Origin of the sequence: Rhizobium centroccidentale (assembly GCF_030182565.1) — a bacterium.
In the GTDB taxonomy this organism is placed as follows: Bacteria; Pseudomonadota; Alphaproteobacteria; order Rhizobiales; family Rhizobiaceae; genus Rhizobium.
On the sequence record NZ_JAQJCG010000014.1, the window covers coordinates 83429 to 103299 of the forward strand.

The following is a 19871-nucleotide window of genomic DNA, read 5'->3' on the forward strand; positions in this document are numbered from 1 at the left end:
AGATGGCGGCTCAGCCTGTATGCCGGTCCTAATCCTGTTTTTTTGCCTGTTTGGCAAGGGGGTGATGCGTTTGGACCAGCTGATGAAGGCGTTCTTCCAGTACATGTGTGTAGATTTGCGTCGTCGAAATGTCCGAATGGCCGAGAAGTTCCTGCACGACGCGCAGGTCCGCGCCGTTGGCGAGAAGATGGCTCGCAAAGGCATGGCGCATCACATGCGGTGAGATCATCGAAGGCGTCAGGCCGGCCCGGATGGCAAGATCCTTGAGATCGCGCGCAAAAACCTGACGCGGCAGGTAGCCCTGCCTGGAAGCGGCAGGAAAAAGCCATGGGCTTTCGGGGAGAGGGTTCTTGGCGTTTGCCGCAATCTCGGCCTGCAGCCGTCCATAGCTCCTCAGCGCCGAAATGGCCGACTGCGACAGCGGCACCAGCCGCTCCTTGTTGCCTTTGCCGCGGATCATCAGGAAGCGGCCTTCCTGATCCAGCACCTTCGCCGGCAAGGAGATGAGCTCGCTCACGCGCATGCCGGTGGCGTAGAGCATCTCCAGGAGCACCAGCATGCGCAGGCGCTGCAGCCGGTCCGGTCCGTCGGCAGCGGCCTCTTCCTCCGCCTGGGTCAGAAGCCTCGTCACCTCATCAACGCCCATGGTCTTCGGAAGGGCGCGGCCCTTCTTGGGGGCATCGAGGATCCCCGTCGGGTCGTCCGTGCGCAGACCTTCAGCATAGAGGAACTTATAGAATTGCCGCATGGCGGAGAGCCGGCGTGCCTGGGAGGATGGTTTGAAGCCCTGGCTCGACAGGCTGGAAAGATAGGCGCCCAGATCGCTGGAGCTGGCTTCCGTCAGGTGGACGCCCTGACCGGAGAGGAATGAATGGAGATCGTCGAGATCGCGCTCGTAGGATTGCAGCGTGTTGACGGCAGCACCCCGCTCTGCGCTCATCATCTCCAGAAAGGCTTCCAGATGCACTCGCCCCAGATCTCTCTTGCCCGCCCGTATGTTTTCAGTTGGCGCGCTCATGGTTTCAGCGAGCCCGTCGTCGGCGGGTTGAGGCGCTCGGGGGCAATGCGGATCGTCACATCGCGCGGCTGGGGATCGACGAAGAGCACGAGAGCCCACATCGCTCCATATATCGATCCGGCGATGACCGCGCAGATGACAAGGAAGCGAAACAGGGTTGGCATTCGAAAACTCTCCTTCGCCGTTCATTGGCGCGGCGATGCGCAATAATTATGTCCTTCAAGGGTTAGCCGAAGGATATTGCAGACATGTTTACGATAGCGGCGTCTTGACGCTACCGGCGCATTTGACGATACCGTTTCCAAAGAAATTGTGAATGGGCCGATGAGTGAACAAGTCCTGACCCTTGCCGAGAGCCTCAAAGACAGGGCGCGTGCTGCGCTCGGTCAGCGCAATCTCGTCTTCGTGGGATTGATGGGAGCAGGAAAATCCTCGATCGGCCGGCCCGTCGCGCAGCAGCTCGGCCTTCCCTTCGTCGATACGGATATCGAGATCGAACGCGTGTCGCGCATGACGATCGCCGAACTGTTTGCCGCCTATGGCGAGCAGGAGTTTCGGGCGCTGGAAACGCGTGTCATCAAGCGGCTCCTCAAGGGCGGCCCGCGCGTCGTCTCGACCGGCGGCGGCGCGTTTATCAACGAAAGCACGCGGCTGCATGTCAAGCGCGGCAGTCTTTCCGTCTGGCTGAAGGCCGACCTCGACGTGCTGTGGGAGCGGGTGAACAAGCGTGACACGCGCCCTCTACTCAAGACCGAAAATCCGAAACAGACCCTCGAGAACCTGATGAATGCGCGTTATCCGATCTATGCGGAAGCCGATATTACGGTTCTCTCCCGCGACGTAAACAAGGATATCATGGTCAGGGAAGTCCTTGCCGCCATCGCCGAGGGAAAGAAAGCAGAAAGCAAAATACCATGAATGCGATCACACCGGCTTCCGCTGAGCGTCTCGTGCGCGTGCCTCTCGGCGAGCGTGCCTATGACATCCTGATCGGTCCCGGCCTGATAGCCCGTGCGGGCCAGGAGATCGCCACGCGGCTGAAGGGCCGCAAGGCCGCCGTCGTCACCGATGAAAACGTCGCACCGCTCTATCTCGCTGCATTGGTTGCCAGCCTTGAAGCGGCCGGCATCCAGGCTTCGAGCCTCGTTTTGCCGGCCGGCGAAAAGACAAAAAGCTTCGAGCATCTGATCACCGTTTGCGATGCGGTGCTGACGGCGCGTGTCGAGCGCAACGACGCGGTGATCGCGCTTGGCGGCGGCGTCATCGGCGATCTCTCGGGCTTTGCCGCCAGCATCGTGCGCCGCGGCGTTCGTTTCGTTCAAGTGCCGACTTCGCTGCTGTCGCAGGTGGATTCGTCGGTCGGCGGCAAGACCGGCATCAACACCCATCATGGCAAGAACCTCGTCGGCGTCTTCCATCAGCCGGACCTCGTGCTTGCCGATACCGATGTGCTGAACACGCTGAGCGAACGCGAATTCCGCGCCGGCTATGCCGAAGTCGCCAAATACGGCCTGATCGACAAGCCGGATTTCTTCGCCTGGCTCGAGGCCAACTGGAGGCAAGTCTTCTCGGGTGGTGCCGCTCGTATCGAGGCGATTGCCGCGAGCTGCCAGGCAAAGTCCGATGTCGTCGTTGCCGACGAACGCGAAAACGGCCCGCGCGCCCTGCTCAATCTCGGCCACACCTTCGGCCATGCGCTCGAAGCGGCCACTACCTATGACAGCCGCCGGCTGGTGCATGGCGAGGGTGTCGCGATCGGCATGGTGCTGGCGCATGAGTTTTCCGCGCGCCTCAATCTCGCAAGCCCCGATGATGCCAAGCGTGTCGAGGCACATCTGAAGGCCGTCGGTCTGCCGACGCGGATGGGCGATATTCCGGGCGAGCTGCCGCCGGCCGAAGCGCTGATGGATGCGATCGCGCAGGACAAGAAGGTCAAGAGCGGCAAGCTCACCTTCATCCTTACGCATGGCATCGGCCAGTCCTTCGTTGCCGACGATGTGCCGTCTTCCGAAGTCCTGAGTTTCCTGAAGGAAAAACATCCCTGATGACCGTCGAGGGCACGCTGGCTGTTCTGTGGGAATATTGGCCCGAAATTATATCGATCGTGGCCCTGGTGCTGCTTTCCGCCTTCTTTGCCGGCTCGGAGACAGCGCTGACGGCGGCTTCGCGCAGCCGTATCCATACATTGGAAGCCAACGGCGACAGGCGAGCCGGCATCGTGCGGCTCTTGATAGAGCGTCGCGACCGATTGATCGGCGCGCTGCTGATCGGCAACAACCTCGCCAATATTCTGTCATCCTCGCTTGCGACCAGCGTGTTCCTGGGTCTGTTCGGCAATTCCGGCGTGGCGATCGCCACGGCCGCCATGACCGTCATCCTCGTCATTTTCGCGGAGGTTCTGCCGAAGAGCTGGGCCATTGCGACGCCGGATCGCTTCGCGCTGAACGTCGCCAGTGCGATACGCCTCTTCGTCATCGTCGTCGGGCCTGTGTCGAGCGTCGTCAATGCCATCGTGCGCCAGATCCTGGGCATCTTCGGCGTCAATCTCTCCCGCGAAGTGTCGATGCTGTCGGCGCATGAGGAGTTGCGCGGCGCCGTGGACCTGCTTCACCGCGAGGGTTCGGTGGTCAAAGCCGACCGCGACCGCCTGGGCGGCGTCCTCGATCTCGGCGAGCTGGAGCTGTCAGACATCATGGTGCACCGTACGGCGATGCGCGCGATCAATGCCGATGATCCGCCAGAGGTGGTCGTGCGTGCGATCCTCGACAGTCCCTATACGCGCATGCCGCTCTGGCGCGGCACCATCGACAACATCATCGGCGTCGTGCATGCCAAAGACCTGCTGCGGGCGCTGGCGGAACGCAATGTCGAGCCGGAAAATCTCGATATCGTCAAGATCGCGCAAAAGCCCTGGTTCGTGCCCGACAGCACCAATCTGGAAGACCAGCTCAACGCCTTCCTGCGCCGCAAGCAGCATTTCGCGGTCGTCGTCGACGAATATGGCGAGGTTCAAGGGATCGTCACCCTGGAGGACATTCTGGAAGAGATCGTCGGCGATATCGCCGATGAGCACGATCTCGATATCCAGGGCGTGAGGCAGGAGGCCGACGGCTCGATCGTCGTCGACGGCGTCGTACCGATTCGCGATCTGAATCGTGCGCTCGACTGGCACTTGCCGGACGAAGAGGCGACGACGATTGCCGGTCTCGTCATCCACGAATCGATGACCATTCCGGAAGAGCGCCAAGCCTTCACCTTCTACGGCAAACGCTTCATCGTCATGAAGCGCGAAAAGAACCGCATCACCAAGCTGCGCATCCGCCCCGCCGAGACGGAAGAAGCGAAGGCTCCATAGGAGCTATCTCATCGATGGACTACCAGCGCACCGCCTCCCCTGGAGCGGCGGGTTCAACGGCCAGCGCATGCAGGCCGGCATCCAGTTCCGGCTTCAAAAGCTCGTTGATCGCGCGGTGGCGCGCGAGGCGCGGCATGCCCGAGAACTTGGCGGACACGATTCGAATTCTTATATGAGTTTCGCCGGTTCCGGTCATGTTGGGCTGATGACCCGCATGCAGGTGGCTTTCATTGATGACGGCAAGGCGCTCGGGCGCGAAGGCGTCGGTGAGCTTCCGCTCAATGCGGGATTGCAACGTCGTTTCCATATTCCCGCTTCGACCTCGCTTGCGAAAAAAGGCTCCCACAAAGCCTATAACATTCCTGTTTGTCAATTCTTGTTGTGGGGTATCCAAGGCCCCATAATTAGGACGCCATGAGACTTGATTCAAAATATTTCGATCGTATCCGCACCCGCCGCAAGCGCGCGCAGGAGCCCGAACAAGGGCCGCCGACGTGCCAGTGGGACGGCTGCGACAAGCACGGCACGCATCGCGCCCCGGTGGGGCGCAATGCGGAAGGGCAGTTTTTCTTGTTCTGCTTCGAGCACGTCAAGGAATACAACAAGGGCTATAATTATTTCTCCGGCCTCTCGGACGGAGAAATCGCGCGCTACCAGAAAGAAGCTATCACCGGCCACCGTCCGACCTGGACCGTCGGTGTGAACAAGGCTGCCAAGAACAGTCCGCTTCAATCAGATATCCGCTCCGGTTCCTATTCCCGCATTCGCGACCCCTTCGGCTTCGTTAGGGAAGGCGAAGGCCAAGGTCGGGGACCGCGTTTCCCGCAGCAGCGCAAATTGAAAACGCTGGAGGCGAAGGCCTTCGACACGATGGGGCTTGGCGCCAATGCCACGGCCCCGGAAATCAAGCGCCGCTACAAGGAATTGGTGAAAATGCACCATCCCGATGCCAATGGCGGCGACCGCGGCTCGGAAGAGCGCTTCCGCGCGGTCATTCAGGCCTATCAATTATTGAAGCAGAACGGTTTTTGTTAATTCCCGTCCTTGCTCTCCGCCTTCAATCAGGTATGGTCCAAATCGGCTGAAGCTGCGGGCAACCGCGGCAGGGTGCGCATTTGGCTGGCTGCACCTCGGTCAACTTTCCGGACGCGGCGTTTCTTGTCCGGGGACTCTGTTCAAGGATGCTCGCAAGCGATCATATTATCGCGCCGAGATTTTGCTTTAGTCCCGGAGAAGTATCGCCGCTGTTCCGACCGAACGGATGCGGGCAACAAGCTGCGGCGTTTCGGATAAATCGGCTGAGTTTGATATGGCAGGGTGAGAGCCACCCGCCCTGGAGACATGATGAGCAAGATTGACCTTGATATTTCCGAGATCCCCGATACCACCGTTTCGGTCCGTGAAGTCTTCGGCATTGATTCCGATATCCGCGTCCCCGCCTATAGCCAGGGCAGCGCCTACGTGCCCGATCTCGACACGGACTACCTCTTCGACCGCGAGACCACGCTCGCCATCCTCGCGGGCTTTGCTCATAACCGCCGCGTGATGATCTCGGGCTATCACGGCACCGGCAAGTCCTCCCATATCGAGCAGGTCGCCGCACGCCTGAACTGGCCATGCGTGCGTATCAACCTCGACAGCCATGTCAGCCGTATCGATCTCGTCGGCAAGGATGCCATCGTCGTCAAGGACGGGCTACAGGTCACCGAATTCAAGGATGGCATCCTGCCCTGGGCCTACCAGCACAATGTCGCGCTCGTCTTCGACGAATATGACGCCGGCCGCCCGGACGTGATGTTCGTCATCCAGCGCGTGCTGGAATCGTCGGGCCGCCTGACCCTGCTCGACCAGAGCCGCGTCATCCGTCCTCACCCGGCCTTCCGCCTGTTCGCGACCGCCAACACTATCGGTCTCGGCGACACGACGGGCCTCTATCACGGCACGCAGCAGATCAACCAGGCACAGATGGACCGCTGGTCGATCGTGACGACGCTGAACTATCTGCCGCACAACAACGAAGTCGATATCGTGCTGGCGAAGGTGAAGTCCTTCCGCAACGACAAGGGCCGCGACACCGTCTCCAAGATGGTTCGCGTTGCCGACCTGACGCGTGCGGCCTTCATGAACGGCGATCTGTCGACCGTCATGAGCCCGCGTACCGTCATCACCTGGGCCGAGAATGCGGAAATCTTTGGCGATGTCGCCTTTGCCTTCCGCGTCACCTTCCTCAACAAGTGTGACGAGCTGGAGCGGCCGCTGGTCGCCGAGCACTATCAGCGCGCCTTCGGTGTCGAGCTGAAGGAAAGTGCCGCCAATATCGTGCTCGAAGCCTAGGGAAGAACCGACACATCATGTCAGGTCGCGGAGATAATTCCAAAGCGAAGCCGGGTGCACCGGTGGACATGGAGCCGTTGCGCCGGGCGATCACCGGCTGTGTGCGCTCGATCGCCGGCGATGCCGAGGTCGAGGTGGCCTTCGCCAACGAACGCCCGGGAATGACCGGCGAGCGCATTCGCCTGCCGGAACTTTCCAAACGGCCGACGGCCCATGAGTTGGCGGTGACCCGCGGCCTCGGTGATTCGATGGCCCTGCGGCTTGCCTGTCATGATGCCCGTGTCCACGCCGTCATGGCACCTCAGGGTACCGATGCTCGCAACATCTTCGATGCCGTCGAGCAGGCGCGTGTCGAATCGATCGGCTCGCTGCGCATGAGCGGCGTGGCCGCCAACCTCAATTCGATGAATACGGAAAAATACGCCAAGGCGAATTTCTCGGGCATCGAGCGGCAGGAAGACGCGCCGATCGGCGAAGCCATGGCAATGATCGTGCGCGAGAAGCTGACCGGCCAGAAGCCGCCGGAAAGCGCCGGCAAGGTGCTCGATCTGTGGCGCCCCTTCATCGAGGAAAAGACCGGCGGCCAACTCGACAACCTGCTGTCTGCCATCAACGACCAGCAGAGCTTCGCCCGTGTCGTCCGCAACATTCTGACGGCCATGGAAATGGCCGAGGAATATGGTGACGAGCAATCCGAGCCCGACAGCGACGAGCAGCCGAGCGAAGAGGACAAGCCGAACGGCGAGGACCAGGATAACGACGACGTCAAGGAAGACGAAGGTTCCGATGCCGCTCCAGCCGAGGACAGCGAAGCCTCCGACGAGCAGATGGAAGACGGCGCAACCGAAGACGGCGGCGAGATTTCCGACGATGATATGAGCGAAGAGGGTGAGGAAGACTCGGAAACGCCGGGCGAAACCCGCCGTCCGAACACGCCTTTCGCCGACTTCAACGAGAAGGTCGACTATCACGTCTATACGGAGGAATTCGACGAGACCACGACGGCGCAGGAATTGTGCGATGTGGCCGAGCTTGAGCGTTTGCGTGCCTTCCTCGACAAGCAGCTTGCGCATCTGCAGGGCGCCGTTGGCCGACTCGCCAACCGTCTCCAGCGTCGCCTGATGGCGCAGCAGAATCGTTCCTGGGACTTCGATCTGGAGGAGGGCTATCTTGATCCGGCCCGCCTGCCGCGCCTGATCATCGACCCGACGCAGGCGCTGTCCTTCAAGATGGAGCGCGACACGCAGTTCCGCGATACGGTCGTGACGCTGCTCATCGACAATTCCGGCTCGATGCGTGGACGGCCGATCACGGTTGCCGCCTCCTGCGCCGACATTCTGGCCCGCACGCTCGAGCGCTGCGGCGTGAAGGTCGAGATCCTCGGCTTCACCACCAAGGCCTGGAAGGGTGGACAGGCGCGCGAGAAGTGGCTCGCCAGCGGCAAGCCGCAGACGCCCGGCCGTCTGAACGACCTGCGCCACATCATCTACAAGTCCGCGGACGAGCCCTATAGACGGTCTCGCAGCAATCTTGGCCTGATGATGCGCGAAGGCCTGCTCAAGGAGAATATCGACGGCGAGGCGCTGATCTGGGCGCATAACCGGCTGCTCGGTCGCCGCGAACAGCGCCGCATCCTGATGATGATATCGGACGGTGCGCCGGTCGATGATTCCACGCTGTCGGTCAATCCGGGCAACTATCTGGAACGGCACCTGCGCGCAGTGATCGACCAGATCGAGACGCGCTCGCCGGTGGAACTGTTGGCAATCGGTATCGGCCATGATGTGACGCGGTATTATCGCCGCGCCGTCACCATCGTCGACGCCGATGAACTGGCTGGAGCCATGACGGAACAGCTTGCCTCGCTGTTCGAGGATCAGACGAGCATGCCGCGCTCGCGCATGCGCCGCGCCAGCTGAGCCCGCTGCGGTGTTTTTCGGCATCGGCCTTATGGCCGGTGTCTTTTCCGGGCAGTGTCGCCGGTTTGCGGCGCTGGCCGGTTGCCGCGAAATCCGTGTGTCTCATTGCGATGCTCGCCGGACTGCTCTCGGGCTGCAGTTCCGGAAATGGCGCCGATGAGCCGGGCCTGGCGGCAATTCAGGCGAAGGTCATTTCCACCTTCAAGCGAGGCTCGGATCAAACGCGCTTCGGCGCTCTGGAATTTCTCGGCGGTCTTGAGTTCAGCTCGGATAATGCGCTTCTCGGCGCTGTTTCAGCCATCCGCTTTCGCGACGATCAACGCCATTTCATTTCGGTGCTGGATACCGGCCATTGGCTTACCGGTGCCATCGAACGCGACCAAGAAGGCCGGCTGACCGGCATCAGCGATGCGCGAATAGCGCCCATGATCGACCGCCTTGGCGAGAAGGATTCGGGCGATGGAGTTATGGATGCCGAAGGCTTGGCGCTGCGCGGCAATCACGTCCTCGTCAGCTATGAACAATATCATCGCGTCGATGCCTATCCCGATCCGGGTTTCGAGATTTCGCCGCCCGATGGCACCATGCCCATTCCCATCCCGCGATGGGGGCTGCGGTCCAATCGCAGCCTCGAGGCGCTGATGATCGCGCCACAGTCTAGCCCGCTTGCCGGCGGCACGGTGATCGTCGCCGAAGACAGTCTCGATGATCAGGGTAATTTGTTCGCCGCAGTTCTGGACGGGCCGCTGCAGGGACGCTTCACCGTGCGGCGCCATGGCGGCTTCAATGTCAGCGATGGTGCCTTTCTGCCGGATGGTGACCTATTGCTGCTGGAGCGGCGCTTCGGGCTGATCCATGGTCTCGGCGTGCGTATGCGGCGTATAGCCGGCGCGGATATCAAGCCGGGTGCTGTCTTGGACGGCAAGGTGGTCTTCGCGGCTGGCTCCGGAGATCAGATCGACAATATGGAGGGCCTGGATGTCTTCCGCACTGCCGATGGCTCCCTGCATCTCGTCATGGTCTCGGATGACAACCATTCGATCCTGCAGCGCAGCCTGATGTTGGAGTTCAAGCTGCATGATGACAGCGTCATCAGCCAGAATTGAAGCAGCCAGGGACTTATTTGTCTGCCGCTACCATTTTATTTTTGCTGGGGATGGTGCCGCGCGTCACATTGAGTCGCGCGGCGGATTATTTGGCCGTCAAGCCGTCGGCGCCTGCGGCATCGGCTTCAGCATGTTCATCAGTGCACCATAGGGCAGCAGCATGACGAGGCCGACGGTCACCTTGACTGAGAAATCGCCGATCGCCCAGGAAATCCAGCGCGGTGCCGAGGTCGAAAAGACGCCGAGGATCGGCGCCCATTCGATCGCGAAGGGATCGTTCGGCCCGAAGAAGACGAAGAAGGGCGCGAAGGCGAAGGAGAAGAAGATCAGCGTATCCAGCATCGAGCCGATGAGCGAGCCGAACAGCGGTGCGCGCCACCAGGCCATGCGGCGCAGGCGGTTGAAGACCGAGATGTCGAGCAGCTGGCCGGCGAGATAGGCCGAGCCGGAGGCGATCGCGATGCGCGGCTGTGCGGTGTAAAACGAAAGAGCGACACCAACGACGAAGCCGGCAAAGACGACCTTGCGCGCGGCCTTCGGGCCGAACTGGCGATTGGTCAGATCGGTGATGAGGAAGGCGACCGGATAGGTGAAAGCACCCCAGGTGAGGATATCCGCGAGATTGATGCCGGCGAGCGTCGCCTGCAGCGGATACTGCACGAGGATGTTGGAAGCGACGACAACCAGCGTCATCAGCAGAACGTAGATAAGGGTATGACGTATCGTCAGCATTTTTTTATCCTGGGAGATGCCACCAGTTGAAAGAAACCGGACATGGAAAAAGGCTTGTCCGGAGATGATCCGTGCAAGCCTCTTAGCCGGTATGAAATCGCGAAGTGCTAGGGCTGCTTAGGCAGCAACGGCAGCTTCAGCGGACTTCTTGACGATCTGGCGACGCAGCAGGCGAGCGCGCATGCTGAGTTCGTTTTCGCTTGCCTTGATAAGGAAAGCGTCCAGACCACCGCGATGCTCGACCGAACGCAGCGCTGCAGCGGAAACGCGCAGACGGTAGCGCTGGCCGAGAACGTCGGAGATCAGCGTGACCTGGCAAAGGTTCGGCAGGAACCGACGCTTGGTCTTGTTGTTGGCGTGGCTAACGTTGTTGCCCACGAGGACGGCCTTGCCGGTCAATTCGCACATGCGGGACATGGTACACCTACTTTTGTTTTTCTCGGCCATCGGATAGACATCCCGGGCAAAACCCGACGCGCAATCCAACAGGCCATAATTGGAAAGTTGCGGTTCTATAGTCAGAGAGGCTGGCCGCGTCAAGCCAAACCTTGTGTTTTCCCGCAATTCCGTCAAAAAGCTGCTGTTGTCTGACGCTCGCAGCAGGCGAGCAAAGCAACTATATAACTTGCCTGATCCTCGTTGAAGGCCCTGATCATGGTTCAAATTCGGAAGTGGCTTCTCATTTCAGCTATCGTTGCGTCGATGCCGTCCATGGCATTGGCCGATGTGCTGCGGCATGAAACGCGCTATCGCGTTTCGCTGGCAGGCCTGCCGATTGCCAGGGCGGATTTCAAGACCGAGGTCACCGGCAAGCAGTTCACCATTCGCGGCGATATCACCTCTGCGGGCCTTGCCGATCTTGTCACCTCCATCGACGCCAGGACGGATGTGACCGGCGTCGTCAACGACAGCAAGCTGCAGGCGACGCACTACACACTCTTCTACAAGAGCGGCAAGAGGGAGCGCACCTATGACGTTGCCTATACCAACGGCAATGTGACGTCGAATTCGATCACGCCCGAGCCGAAACGGCCGGACACCTGGGTTCCGATCACGGAGAGCGACCTGAAGTCCGTGCTCGACCCCATATCGGGTATGATCTTTCCGATTACGCCCAGCCTCAACCTCTGCAATCAGACGCTGGCCGTCTTCGATGGTGAGATGCGCATGGATCTGAAGCTGTCGCCGAAGGGATCGCACCCCTTCTCGACGGAGGGTTTCAAGGGCAAGACCATCGCCTGCGGCGTGCGCTTCACGCCGAAGAGCGGCTATAAGAGCACGCGCAAGGACTATCTCTATCTTGCCAAAAGCGACGATATGGAGATCTGGTTCGCCAAGGCGGATACCATGAATGTCTACGCTCCCGTCTACGTCCGTATCCCGACGCAATACGGAACGGTGACGATCACGGCCGTAAAATACGGCAGCTAGACGCGCCGCTGGTTCACAGAACGCTTGACGCTTCCCGTCGTTGTTTCTACGCAATTCCACGAAAATTGCTGGGTATTTCGTGGGCTCGGGACGTCCGCGGCAAGGGGACAGGAATGAAATTTCGCGCGACGTTGACAGGCTTTTCGGCCATTTTGATGTGGTCGTTTCTGGCGCTTTTGACCGTCGCCTCCGGCAAGATGCCTCCCTTCCAGCTGCTTGCCGTCTGTTTTGCGATCGGCAGCATTCCGGGCATCATCGTTCTTCTGTTGAGGCCCGAACGGCTGCAGCTGTTGCGCCAGACCGCCAAGGTCTGGATCACGGGCATTGTCGGCCTGTTCGGCTATCATTTCCTTTATTTCACCGCGTTGCGCCACGCGCCTGCGGTGGAGGCTGGCCTGATCGCCTATCTCTGGCCGCTGCTGATCGTCGTCGGCTCGACGCTGCTGCCGGGGGAGCGGCTGCGCTGGTATCATATCGTCGGCGCTCTGATGGGGCTTGCGGGTACAATCCTGATTGTCGGCCGCAATGGCTTTCATTTCGAAGGCGCCTATGCCGTCGGCTATGGTGCGGCGTTCCTTTGCGCCTTCACCTGGTCCGGTTATTCGCTGATCACGCGTCGTTTCGAGGCTGTTTCCACCGATGTGGTCACGATATTTTGCCTTGCGACATCGATCCTTTCCTTCTTTTGCCACCTTGGCCTGGAGGAGACCATCTGGCCGGAGAACCCGGCCCAGTGGATCGCCGTGCTGGGCCTTGGCCTTTTCCCTGTCGGGGCTGCCTTCTATGCCTGGGATTACGGCGTCAAGAACGGCGATATCCAGATCCTCGGCGCGGCAAGCTATGCCGCACCGCTGCTCTCGACGCTGATCCTGACGCTGTTCGGCTTTGCCGAGCCGAGTTGGGGCATTGCGCTCGCCTGCCTGCTCGTGACTGGAGGCGCGGTGCTGGCCGCCCATCGCATGATCCTGCGCCGGGGCGACGCAGAGCAAACGCAAGCGGAAGCGGCGGAATAGCTCCGCCGCGGATCGCTACTGCTTATTTCTTGAAGACCTTTTCCAGGAAGGCCACGAGCGACGGCCGCCAGACATCCATCTCATGCTGGAGATCGGGGTATTCATGGTATTCGTGCTTGATCTTCTTGGCGTCGAGCGTCGCCTTCAAGCCCGCCACGTCCTTGCCGACGACCTGGTCCTTGCTGCCGACCGTTACCGTGAAGTTGTGCAAGGCCTTGTTGATCTTCTCCGGCTCATTCAGCACAGCATCGACGGTCTTGTTGGGAACCGTCGTCGTGCTGACGCCGCTGAAGGTTGCGACCCAGCCGAAGGTATCCAGATGTGAAAGGCCGGATACGAGGGCCTGATAGCCTCCCTGCGACAGCCCGGCCACAGCGCGGCCGCTCGCCTCGTTCCGCACCCGATAATGCTTCTTCACATACGGGATAAGATCTTCGGTCAGTTCGCGATCGGCTGCTTCGGCGTTCGCGGGATAGAAATTCGCGCGGCGATCGGCGGCCGGAAAATTCTCGGTGATCGCATTCGGCACATCGGTTTCCGTATCCGGAATGACGACGATCATCGGCTCGATCTTCTTTTCGGCAAGGAGATTATCCAGGATCTGCGGCGCGCGGCCCTGGAGGACCCAGGACCCCACTGTATCGCCGAAGCCGTGATAGAGGTAGAGCACCGGCAGCGGCTTGGAGGAATCTGTATAGCCGGGCGGCGTGTAGACATACATCTGCCGTTCCGAATCGAGCGCCTTCGAATGCAGGGTCACCAGCCGCAGGTCGCCGTGGGGCACATTGCGGATATCGAGAATGCTGCCGGGCACCAGGATCAAACTGGTATTGACCTGCCGTTGCGGCTTCGGCGCATTGGTGCCGGTGTCGATGCTGCGGAAGCCGTCGACGTTGAAGTAATATTCGTAGAGATTCGGCTTCAGCACCTCCGTCTTCGTGCTCCATGTGCCATCGTCGCCGCGCTGCATGGCGATGGGATCGCGCAAGCCCAAAGTGACGGAAACCGCCTTTGCCGCCGGCGCATAGAGGCGGAAGGTGATCGACCCATCCTTCTCGACCGACGTCACGAAGTTTTTCAGGGGTTTTTCGGCCGGCGGCGAGGCCGGGGCATCGAGGGCAAAGACAGGCGCGCTCATGACGCAGCCTGCTGCGACGAGCAAAGGAAACAACAAACGCACGAAAAAACCTCCTCCAGATGGATCAATTTCACTTCCCCCGTGTAAAGCTGACACAGCACGTCGCTTTTTCAAGACCGTCGCTGCGCGCTGTCTGGCCGCATCCTGCGTGATGTCAATGAAAGGTAAAAGGTTCAGCCTAAGGTGGGCTTCCAGTTCGGCGGTGCCATCTCGAAGCTCGAAAATTCGAAGCCCGGGGAAACCGTGCAGCCGACGAGCGTGAATTGCCCGAGGCTTTCGGCCGATTGCCACCAGTTGGCCGGAATAACCGCCTGCGGGCGCTCGCCCTTCGCCAGATCCATGCCGAGAACGAGTTTTTCACTCGCCTTGCCGTCGGCCGAGCGACGCAAGGCGAGAGGCGCGCCGGCATAGTAGTGCCAGACCTCGGCGGCATCGTGCACCCGATGCCAGTGCGAGCGCTCGCCCGCCTCGAGCAGATAGTAGATGGCGGTGGAGTGGCCTCTCGTGCCGCCATTTTCGTCGCGGAAGGTCTGCACGTACCAGCCGCCCTCCGGATGCCGCTGCATGGAAAGCATTTCAATGATCTCTTTTGCCTGCATCAGAAATTGTCCTTGCGCTTGCGGATCTCGGCGAAGACTTCTTCGTTGCTGCGGCTTTCCATCAGCAGATGGCGGCGGATCGCCGGATCGGCGGCGCGCAGGAACGGATTGGTTTCCTTCTCGAGCGCCAGCGTCGTGGGGATGGTGAACTTACCTTCCGCTCTCAATGCTTCGATATCGGCGGCGCGCGCCTTCAGCCGCTCATTGCCGGGGTCGATGGTCAGCGCAAAACGCGCGTTGGAGAGCGTGTATTCATGGCCGAAATAGACAGCCGTTTCGTCCGGCAGGACCGCAAGCTTCTGGAGGGAGGCCCACATATCCGCTGCCGGCCGTTCGAACAGGCGGCCGCAGCCGAGCGCAAACAGCGTGTCGGCGGCGAAAAGCAGCTTGTCGTCGGCGAAGTGATAGCAGACGTGGCCGGCAGTATGGCCAGGCGTTTCGATGACATTGACCGTATGACCGGCAAACTCGAATGTATCGCCGTCCCCGACGGCGCGATCGAGGCCGGGAATGGCGACCGCCTCGTTGATCGGGCCGATGATCTCCAAGCCGAACTGTTCCTTCAGCGCCAGATTGCCCTCGACATGATCGGTATGATGATGGGTTGTCAGGATATGGCTGATCGTCCAGCCGCGCCGATCGGCGGCTTTCAGGACCGCATCTGCTTCCGGAGCGTCGATCGACGCCGTCAATCCGGTTTCGGGATCATGGACCAAGACGCCGAAATTGTCGGAACGGCAGATAAAAATCTCTAATTCCAATGGTTTCATGATCGAAATCGTCCTCGTCTTTTACGTTGGTGGAGAATGTAAGCCGTTCGGCCTTGAAGTCCAACGCTTGGCTGATAACATTTGTTTCGATGCACGCCGATATTGTCGATCTCCGCCAGTTTTATCATTCCGAGCTCGGTCGCTTGGCGGAGCAGTCGATCGCCATGGCGCTATCCTCCATCTGGGCGCGGATGCCCGAGGAGCGGCTTGTCGGCCTCGGCTATGCCGTGCCCTATCTCGATCGTTTCCGTGCCGACACCGAGCGTACCTTCGCCTTCATGCCGGCGGGGCAGGGTGCGGTGAACTGGCCGATGGGCTCGGCCTCGGCGACGGCGCTGATCTTCGATGAAGAATTGCCGTTGCCCGACAGTTCGATCGACCGTGTGCTGATGGTGCATTCGCTGGAATTTGCGGAAAGCCCGCGCGAGACGCTGAAGGAGCTTTGGCGCGTTCTGGCGCCCGGCGGCCGGCTGGTTATTGTCGTGCCGAACCGTACCGGCGTATGGGCGCGCATGGAGCATACGCCATTTGGCTCCGGCCGGCCCTATTCACGCGGCCAGCTCACCTCGCTGCTGCGCGAAACAAACTTCACGCCAGGTGCTACGGCAGAAGCACTGTTCTTTCCGCCTTCGAAGCTGCGGACCGTACTGCGGCTACGCCGCGCCTTCGAGCGGGTCGGCCGGACCCTGTGGCCCGCCTTTTCCGGCGTCATCATCGTCGAGGCGCAGAAACGGCTCTATCAGGGGCTGCCCGTTGCCGTTCGCGCCTCGCGCCGTGTCTTCGTGCCGGTGCTGGCCCCGCGGGGCATACCGACGACGCGTGATGGCGCGTGACGCTTTCGCCGTAGCGCCGACACTCGACAAATTTATCAATCCGCTTTAATGCGACGGGGTGTCATAAACCGGAATTTTCCGGTCTTTCCCAAGGTCGATCCCATGAGCATGGAAATGAGCAAGCCCGTCCCGCGTCCCGGCATCCTCGACATCGCCGCCTATGTGCCGGGCAAGGAGCATGCGCCGGGCGTTGCGCGCGTGTTCAAGCTTTCCTCGAACGAGACGCCGCTCGGTGCCAGCCCGAAGGCGATCGAAGCCTTCCGCAGCGCTGCCGGCAATCTCGAGCGCTATCCGGACGGACAGGCCAAGGAATTGCGGCAGGCGATCGCCGATGTGCATGGGCTGAACATGGCCAATATTCTCTGCGGCGCCGGCTCGGACGAGCTGCTCGGCCTGCTCTGCCACACCTATCTCGGCGTGGGCGACGAAGGCATCATCACCGAGCACGGCTTCCTGGTCTACAAAATCCAGATCATGGCCGCCGGCGCGACGCCGGTCACGGTCAAGGAAAAGGATTGCACAGTCGACGTCGACGCGATCCTCGCGGCGGTCACGGAAAAGACCAAGATGGTCTTCATTGCGAACCCTGCCAATCCCACTGGAACATACGTGCCGGTCAGCGAGATCCGCCGCCTGCAGGCGAGCCTGCCCAAGCACGTCATTCTCATCCTCGACGCTGCCTATGCCGAATATGTCCGCCGCAACGATTACGAGGCCGGCCTTGAACTCGTTTCGGCGAACCAGAATGTCGTCATGACCCGTACCTTCTCCAAGGTCTATGGCCTCGCGGCGCTTCGTATCGGCTGGATGTATGCCCCGGTCGATATCGTCGATGCGATCAACCGCGTGCGTGCTCCGTTCAATCTGAACGGCGCGGCCATTGCTGCCGGAGCGGCTGCCATTCGCGATCAGGCTTTCACGGAAAAGGCGGTCGCGCATAACACACTCTGGATCGAGAAGATGACGGCTGCGCTCGAAGCCTTGGGTCTCAGGGTGACGCCGTCGGTTGCGAATTTCGTGCTGATCCACTTCCCCGACAGCGACGGCAAGCGCGCTTCGGAAGCGGACGATTTCCTCACGAGCCGCGGCTATATCCTGCGCGCCGTCCGGGCCTATGGTTTCCCGAATTCGCTGCGCCTGAGCATCGGCACCGAAGAGGCCAATCTCGGCGTCATCGACGCTCTGGCCGAATTTATGGGACGCAAGGCATGAGCAACATCCAGTTCGACCGCATCGCCCTGATCGGCATCGGCCTTATCGGCTCTTCCATCGCCCACGACATCAAGCGCCTCGGTATCGCAAAGGAAGTGGTGATCTCGACACGCAGCGCCGAGACGTTGAAGCGTGCCGAGGAGTTGAAGCTCGGCGACCGCTATACGCTGTCCTCGGCCGAGGCAGCCAAGGACGCCGATCTCGTCATCGTCTCCGTGCCAGTCGGCGCCTCCGAAAGTGTCGCCAAGGAAATTGCTGCGCATCTGAAGCCGGGCGCTATCGTCACCGATGTCGGCTCCACCAAGGCGTCGGTCATCGCGCAGATGCAGCCGCATATGCCCTCCAATGTGCATTTCATTCCGGGCCATCCGCTCGCGGGAACGGAGAAATCCGGCCCGGATGCGGGCTTTCCGGGGCTGTTCAAGGGGCGCTGGTGCATCTTCACGCCCGTTCCGGGTACCGACGAGGCTGCGATCAAGACGCTTCGCGGCTTCTGGGAAACTCTGGGCTCCCGTGTCGACGAGATGGATCCCGAGCATCACGACAAGGTGCTGGCGATCGTCTCGCATCTGCCGCATCTGATCGCTTACAACATCGTCGGAACCGCCGACGATCTGGAAACGGTGACCGAGTCTGAAGTCATCAAATATTCCGCCTCTGGCTTCCGCGACTTCACTCGCCTTGCCGCCTCCGATCCGACCATGTGGCGCGACGTCTGCCTGCACAATCGCGATGCGATTCTGGAGATGCTGTCACGCTTCTCCGAGGATCTGGCATCGCTGCAGCGCGCGATCCGCTGGGGTGACGGCGACAAGATCTTCGACCTTTTCACCCGCACGCGCGCCATTCGTCGCTCGATCGTCGAAGCCGGCCAGGACGTCGACGTGCCGGATTTCGGCCGTCATGCGCTGGATGTGAAGGAATAGGCATCCTTATACGACGGAGGAGCGCTTATGATCATCAGGCGCGCACATTCCGAAGATTTGCCCTGGCTCCTTGAGCATGAAGACGCCAGTGAAGACTGGATCGGGCGTTGCATTGCGCTCGGTGAATATTTTGTGGCCGAGCGGGACAGTGAAGTCGTCGGCTTCCTGCGCTTCAGCCGCTTCTGGGGCAAAATCCCCTATATGGATATGATCCGCGTGCTGCCGCTACATCAACGCGAGGGTGTCGGAACCGCCCTGTTCCATGCCTGGGAAGGCGCCATGATCGAAGAGGGCGCCCAGCATCTGATGACCTCAAGCGAATGGGCGGAAGCTGAGCCGCAGGCGTGGCATCGCCGCAATGGCTTCAAGGCGGTGGGTAGCATCGACCTCCGCATCGTTCAGCCGAGCCCGGAGATATTCTTTGTGAAGGATATCTCCGGCGCAGGTAAGGAATAGCATCTTAGATCGGCGGGATCTTGCCGAGCGGGATGAAACCGCTGAGCGAGAGGCGGCCGCGATCGGCGGTGAGATCGACGGAAACCTTGTCGCCGCCATTGGCGAGCGCCTTCAGCATCTTCGTGGCCGTCTTGATGATGTTCTTGGCAGCGGGAAGCGTCGTGGTCAGACTATCGCCCCATGGCCCGATCTGATTGATTTCCAGTTTGAACTGGCCTGATAGAAAACCCTCATCGTCAAAATTGAAGGGGCCGGAAAGCGTCATGATGCGGCCGTCGCCGATGTCGATGACGGCTTGGTGCAGCACGCCTGCCGAGCCGCGAAGCCCTTCGCGGTCGCTGCCATCGAGCAGGCCGGCCTTGCCCGATAGCGTCACGTTGGCGCTCGTGGATGCGGTCGGCAGGACCTGGGGAAAATCCTTGATCACGGCATTGGCATTTTCGACGCCGATCGCGAAATCCAGATCGCTGCCGCTCTGGCTGGCGTGCATCTCCGTGTGGGCGGCTGTGACATTGATACTCTGGCCGGTGACTGAGGAGACGATGCCCGCCTTCAGCCCATTGATAACAGTCTGGGTCTGCGCGACGCCACGGCCCTTGGCGACGAGGTTCGATTGCAGATCGGCCCATTCAGCCGATACGGTCAGGCCCTCGGTCGTCCGCAACTCGGCGGGAGATTTCAGGCTCCAGCTCACATGGTTGGGCTGGAAGACCGGTGCGGAGGCACTGAGCCTGTCGAAATTGGTGGAGACGCCCCGTGTCTGGTTGTCGACAGTCACGGTGTCGCAGGTCAGGCCGATGGAGAAGGGGAAGCCGTTGAAGGCCATGTTCTCGCATTTGCCGGCAATGCCGGCGCTGTTCTGCTGACCGAGCGCCTTCAGGACATTGGCCCTGACGAAACCGGTCGCATAGTACCAACCGCCGGTGTAAAGACCGGCCAAAACCACCACCAGCCCAAAAAGGATGAGCCACAGACGTTTGCCTCGACCGGTCGTTACGCTCTGGCTTGACGCTGCCATGTTGTTCTCCA

22 protein-coding genes are annotated in these 19871 nt (G+C 60.8%); 13 read left to right on the forward strand and 9 right to left on the reverse strand.

The features are described 5' to 3' along the window. Nucleotides 1-28 precede the first annotated feature (28 nt). Nucleotides 29-1018, reverse strand: a complete 990-nt coding sequence (gene xerD / locus PH562_RS19050) for a site-specific tyrosine recombinase XerD (protein WP_285174763.1) — start codon at nt 1016-1018, stop codon at nt 29-31. Beyond that, nucleotides 1015-1182: a hypothetical protein gene (locus PH562_RS19055; protein ID WP_167078112.1), complete on the reverse strand. Its 168-nt coding sequence runs from the start codon at nt 1180-1182 to the stop codon at nt 1015-1017. The genes xerD and PH562_RS19055 overlap by 4 nt, the downstream gene beginning before the upstream one ends. 160 nt (nt 1183-1342) lie before the next feature. Between PH562_RS19055 and PH562_RS19060 the strand changes: the two genes are divergently transcribed. Genes PH562_RS19060 through PH562_RS19070 form a run of 3 tightly spaced genes read left to right on the forward strand, consistent with a single transcriptional unit; the run spans nt 1343 to nt 4373 of the window. Continuing rightward, on the forward strand, nt 1343-1936 hold the full coding sequence (locus tag PH562_RS19060; protein ID WP_092717639.1) for a shikimate kinase: 594 nt from the start codon (nt 1343-1345) through the stop codon (nt 1934-1936). Then, entirely contained in the window at nt 1933-3063 is a 1131-nt protein-coding gene (gene aroB, locus PH562_RS19065; RefSeq protein ID WP_285174773.1) for a 3-dehydroquinate synthase, read from the forward strand. Before PH562_RS19060 ends, aroB begins: the two co-directional genes overlap by 4 nt. Continuing rightward, nucleotides 3063-4373: an HlyC/CorC family transporter gene (locus PH562_RS19070; RefSeq protein ID WP_285174775.1), complete on the forward strand. Its 1311-nt coding sequence runs from the start codon at nt 3063-3065 to the stop codon at nt 4371-4373. The genes aroB and PH562_RS19070 overlap by 1 nt, the downstream gene beginning before the upstream one ends. 19 nt (nt 4374-4392) lie before the next feature. Here PH562_RS19070 and PH562_RS19075 read toward each other — a convergent pair whose 3' ends face one another. Next, nucleotides 4393-4680 (reverse strand): BolA family protein, encoded by a 288-nt coding sequence (locus tag PH562_RS19075; protein WP_285174776.1) that lies wholly within the window; start codon nt 4678-4680, stop codon nt 4393-4395. A gap of 107 nt (nt 4681-4787) precedes the next feature. Between PH562_RS19075 and PH562_RS19080 the strand changes: the two genes are divergently transcribed. The 4 genes from PH562_RS19080 (at nt 4788) to PH562_RS19095 (ending at nt 9732) form a co-directional block, all read left to right on the forward strand. Continuing rightward, the gene (locus tag PH562_RS19080) at nt 4788-5408 is read left to right on the forward strand and encodes a J domain-containing protein (RefSeq protein WP_285174777.1); all 621 of its coding nucleotides are present in this window, start codon (nt 4788-4790) and stop codon (nt 5406-5408) included. A gap of 309 nt (nt 5409-5717) precedes the next feature. Next, nucleotides 5718-6707, forward strand: a complete 990-nt coding sequence (gene cobS, locus PH562_RS19085) for a cobaltochelatase subunit CobS (protein ID WP_095436016.1) — start codon at nt 5718-5720, stop codon at nt 6705-6707. Between the two features lie 17 nt (nt 6708-6724). Beyond that, the gene (gene cobT, locus PH562_RS19090; RefSeq protein ID WP_285174780.1) at nt 6725-8626 is read left to right on the forward strand and encodes a cobaltochelatase subunit CobT; all 1902 of its coding nucleotides are present in this window, start codon (nt 6725-6727) and stop codon (nt 8624-8626) included. A gap of 110 nt (nt 8627-8736) precedes the next feature. Beyond that, the gene (locus PH562_RS19095; protein ID WP_285174913.1) at nt 8737-9732 is read left to right on the forward strand and encodes an esterase-like activity of phytase family protein; all 996 of its coding nucleotides are present in this window, start codon (nt 8737-8739) and stop codon (nt 9730-9732) included. A gap of 96 nt (nt 9733-9828) precedes the next feature. On the opposite strand, the gene PH562_RS19100 is transcribed toward PH562_RS19095, so the two are convergent. Beyond that, complete coding sequence (locus tag PH562_RS19100; protein ID WP_285174782.1) at nt 9829-10464, reverse strand: queuosine precursor transporter; 636 nt, start codon at nt 10462-10464, stop codon at nt 9829-9831. A gap of 117 nt (nt 10465-10581) precedes the next feature. Continuing rightward, nucleotides 10582-10881, reverse strand: coding sequence for a 50S ribosomal protein L28 (gene rpmB / locus PH562_RS19105; RefSeq protein WP_004107717.1), 300 nt, complete (start codon nt 10879-10881; stop codon nt 10582-10584). A 237-nt stretch (nt 10882-11118) separates the two neighbouring features. On the opposite strand from rpmB, the gene PH562_RS19110 reads away from it, so the two are divergent. Both PH562_RS19110 and yddG read left to right on the forward strand, forming a co-directional pair. Then, nucleotides 11119-11895 (forward strand): DUF3108 domain-containing protein, encoded by a 777-nt coding sequence (locus PH562_RS19110; RefSeq protein WP_285174793.1) that lies wholly within the window; start codon nt 11119-11121, stop codon nt 11893-11895. 113 nt (nt 11896-12008) lie between these two features. Then, complete coding sequence (gene yddG, locus PH562_RS19115; RefSeq protein ID WP_285174795.1) at nt 12009-12908, forward strand: aromatic amino acid exporter YddG; 900 nt, start codon at nt 12009-12011, stop codon at nt 12906-12908. A 22-nt stretch (nt 12909-12930) separates the two neighbouring features. On the opposite strand, the gene PH562_RS19120 is transcribed toward yddG, so the two are convergent. The 3 genes from PH562_RS19120 to gloB all read right to left on the reverse strand — a co-directional run bounded on the left by PH562_RS19120 (nt 12931) and on the right by gloB (nt 15415). Continuing rightward, nucleotides 12931-14088 carry an esterase gene (locus tag PH562_RS19120; RefSeq protein WP_285174797.1) on the reverse strand — a complete coding sequence of 386 codons (1158 nt, stop codon included), beginning with the start codon at nt 14086-14088 and terminating at the stop codon, nt 12931-12933. Between the two features lie 131 nt (nt 14089-14219). After that, entirely contained in the window at nt 14220-14645 is a 426-nt protein-coding gene (locus tag PH562_RS19125) for a cupin domain-containing protein (protein WP_285174799.1), read from the reverse strand. Continuing rightward, nucleotides 14645-15415, reverse strand: coding sequence for a hydroxyacylglutathione hydrolase (gene gloB, locus PH562_RS19130; protein WP_113231592.1), 771 nt, complete (start codon nt 15413-15415; stop codon nt 14645-14647). The genes PH562_RS19125 and gloB overlap by 1 nt, the downstream gene beginning before the upstream one ends. 53 nt (nt 15416-15468) lie before the next feature. Here gloB and PH562_RS19135 point away from each other — a divergent pair, with 53 nt between their 5' ends. The 4 genes from PH562_RS19135 to PH562_RS19150 all read left to right on the forward strand — a co-directional run bounded on the left by PH562_RS19135 (nt 15469) and on the right by PH562_RS19150 (nt 18842). After that, nucleotides 15469-16248, forward strand: coding sequence for a class I SAM-dependent methyltransferase (locus tag PH562_RS19135; protein WP_113231593.1), 780 nt, complete (start codon nt 15469-15471; stop codon nt 16246-16248). A gap of 102 nt (nt 16249-16350) precedes the next feature. Then, the gene (gene hisC / locus PH562_RS19140) at nt 16351-17460 is read left to right on the forward strand and encodes a histidinol-phosphate transaminase (RefSeq protein WP_285174804.1); all 1110 of its coding nucleotides are present in this window, start codon (nt 16351-16353) and stop codon (nt 17458-17460) included. Next, the gene (locus PH562_RS19145; RefSeq protein ID WP_285174811.1) at nt 17457-18386 is read left to right on the forward strand and encodes a prephenate/arogenate dehydrogenase family protein; all 930 of its coding nucleotides are present in this window, start codon (nt 17457-17459) and stop codon (nt 18384-18386) included. Before hisC ends, PH562_RS19145 begins: the two co-directional genes overlap by 4 nt. Nucleotides 18387-18413: 27 nt before the next feature. Further along, nucleotides 18414-18842, forward strand: a complete 429-nt coding sequence (locus PH562_RS19150) for a GNAT family N-acetyltransferase (protein WP_285174813.1) — start codon at nt 18414-18416, stop codon at nt 18840-18842. Between the two features lie 4 nt (nt 18843-18846). On the opposite strand, the gene PH562_RS19155 is transcribed toward PH562_RS19150, so the two are convergent. Continuing rightward, entirely contained in the window at nt 18847-19860 is a 1014-nt protein-coding gene (locus PH562_RS19155; RefSeq protein ID WP_285174815.1) for a DUF2125 domain-containing protein, read from the reverse strand. Between the last annotated feature and the right edge of the window lie 11 nt (nt 19861-19871).

What these genes read in the sequence shown, in the direction of transcription:
- xerD (WP_285174763.1), bottom strand. Translation starts at nt 1,018, where the DNA reads ATGAGCGCGCCAACTGAAAACATACGGGCGGGCAAGAGAGATCTGGGG.
- PH562_RS19055 (WP_167078112.1), bottom strand. Translation starts at nt 1,182, where the DNA reads ATGCCAACCCTGTTTCGCTTCCTTGTCATCTGCGCGGTCATCGCCGGA.
- PH562_RS19060 (WP_092717639.1), top strand. Translation starts at nt 1,343, where the DNA reads ATGAGTGAACAAGTCCTGACCCTTGCCGAGAGCCTCAAAGACAGGGCG.
- aroB (WP_285174773.1), top strand. Translation starts at nt 1,933, where the DNA reads ATGAATGCGATCACACCGGCTTCCGCTGAGCGTCTCGTGCGCGTGCCT.
- PH562_RS19070 (WP_285174775.1), top strand. Translation starts at nt 3,063, where the DNA reads ATGACCGTCGAGGGCACGCTGGCTGTTCTGTGGGAATATTGGCCCGAA.
- PH562_RS19075 (WP_285174776.1), bottom strand. Translation starts at nt 4,680, where the DNA reads ATGGAAACGACGTTGCAATCCCGCATTGAGCGGAAGCTCACCGACGCC.
- PH562_RS19080 (WP_285174777.1), top strand. Translation starts at nt 4,788, where the DNA reads ATGAGACTTGATTCAAAATATTTCGATCGTATCCGCACCCGCCGCAAG.
- cobS (WP_095436016.1), top strand. Translation starts at nt 5,718, where the DNA reads ATGAGCAAGATTGACCTTGATATTTCCGAGATCCCCGATACCACCGTT.
- cobT (WP_285174780.1), top strand. Translation starts at nt 6,725, where the DNA reads ATGTCAGGTCGCGGAGATAATTCCAAAGCGAAGCCGGGTGCACCGGTG.
- PH562_RS19095 (WP_285174913.1), top strand. Translation starts at nt 8,737, where the DNA reads ATGCTCGCCGGACTGCTCTCGGGCTGCAGTTCCGGAAATGGCGCCGAT.
- PH562_RS19100 (WP_285174782.1), bottom strand. Translation starts at nt 10,464, where the DNA reads ATGCTGACGATACGTCATACCCTTATCTACGTTCTGCTGATGACGCTG.
- rpmB (WP_004107717.1), bottom strand. Translation starts at nt 10,881, where the DNA reads ATGTCCCGCATGTGCGAATTGACCGGCAAGGCCGTCCTCGTGGGCAAC.
- PH562_RS19110 (WP_285174793.1), top strand. Translation starts at nt 11,119, where the DNA reads ATGGTTCAAATTCGGAAGTGGCTTCTCATTTCAGCTATCGTTGCGTCG.
- yddG (WP_285174795.1), top strand. Translation starts at nt 12,009, where the DNA reads ATGAAATTTCGCGCGACGTTGACAGGCTTTTCGGCCATTTTGATGTGG.
- PH562_RS19125 (WP_285174799.1), bottom strand. Translation starts at nt 14,645, where the DNA reads ATGCAGGCAAAAGAGATCATTGAAATGCTTTCCATGCAGCGGCATCCG.
- gloB (WP_113231592.1), bottom strand. Translation starts at nt 15,415, where the DNA reads ATGAAACCATTGGAATTAGAGATTTTTATCTGCCGTTCCGACAATTTC.
- hisC (WP_285174804.1), top strand. Translation starts at nt 16,351, where the DNA reads ATGAGCATGGAAATGAGCAAGCCCGTCCCGCGTCCCGGCATCCTCGAC.
- PH562_RS19145 (WP_285174811.1), top strand. Translation starts at nt 17,457, where the DNA reads ATGAGCAACATCCAGTTCGACCGCATCGCCCTGATCGGCATCGGCCTT.
- PH562_RS19150 (WP_285174813.1), top strand. Translation starts at nt 18,414, where the DNA reads ATGATCATCAGGCGCGCACATTCCGAAGATTTGCCCTGGCTCCTTGAG.
- PH562_RS19155 (WP_285174815.1), bottom strand. Translation starts at nt 19,860, where the DNA reads ATGGCAGCGTCAAGCCAGAGCGTAACGACCGGTCGAGGCAAACGTCTG.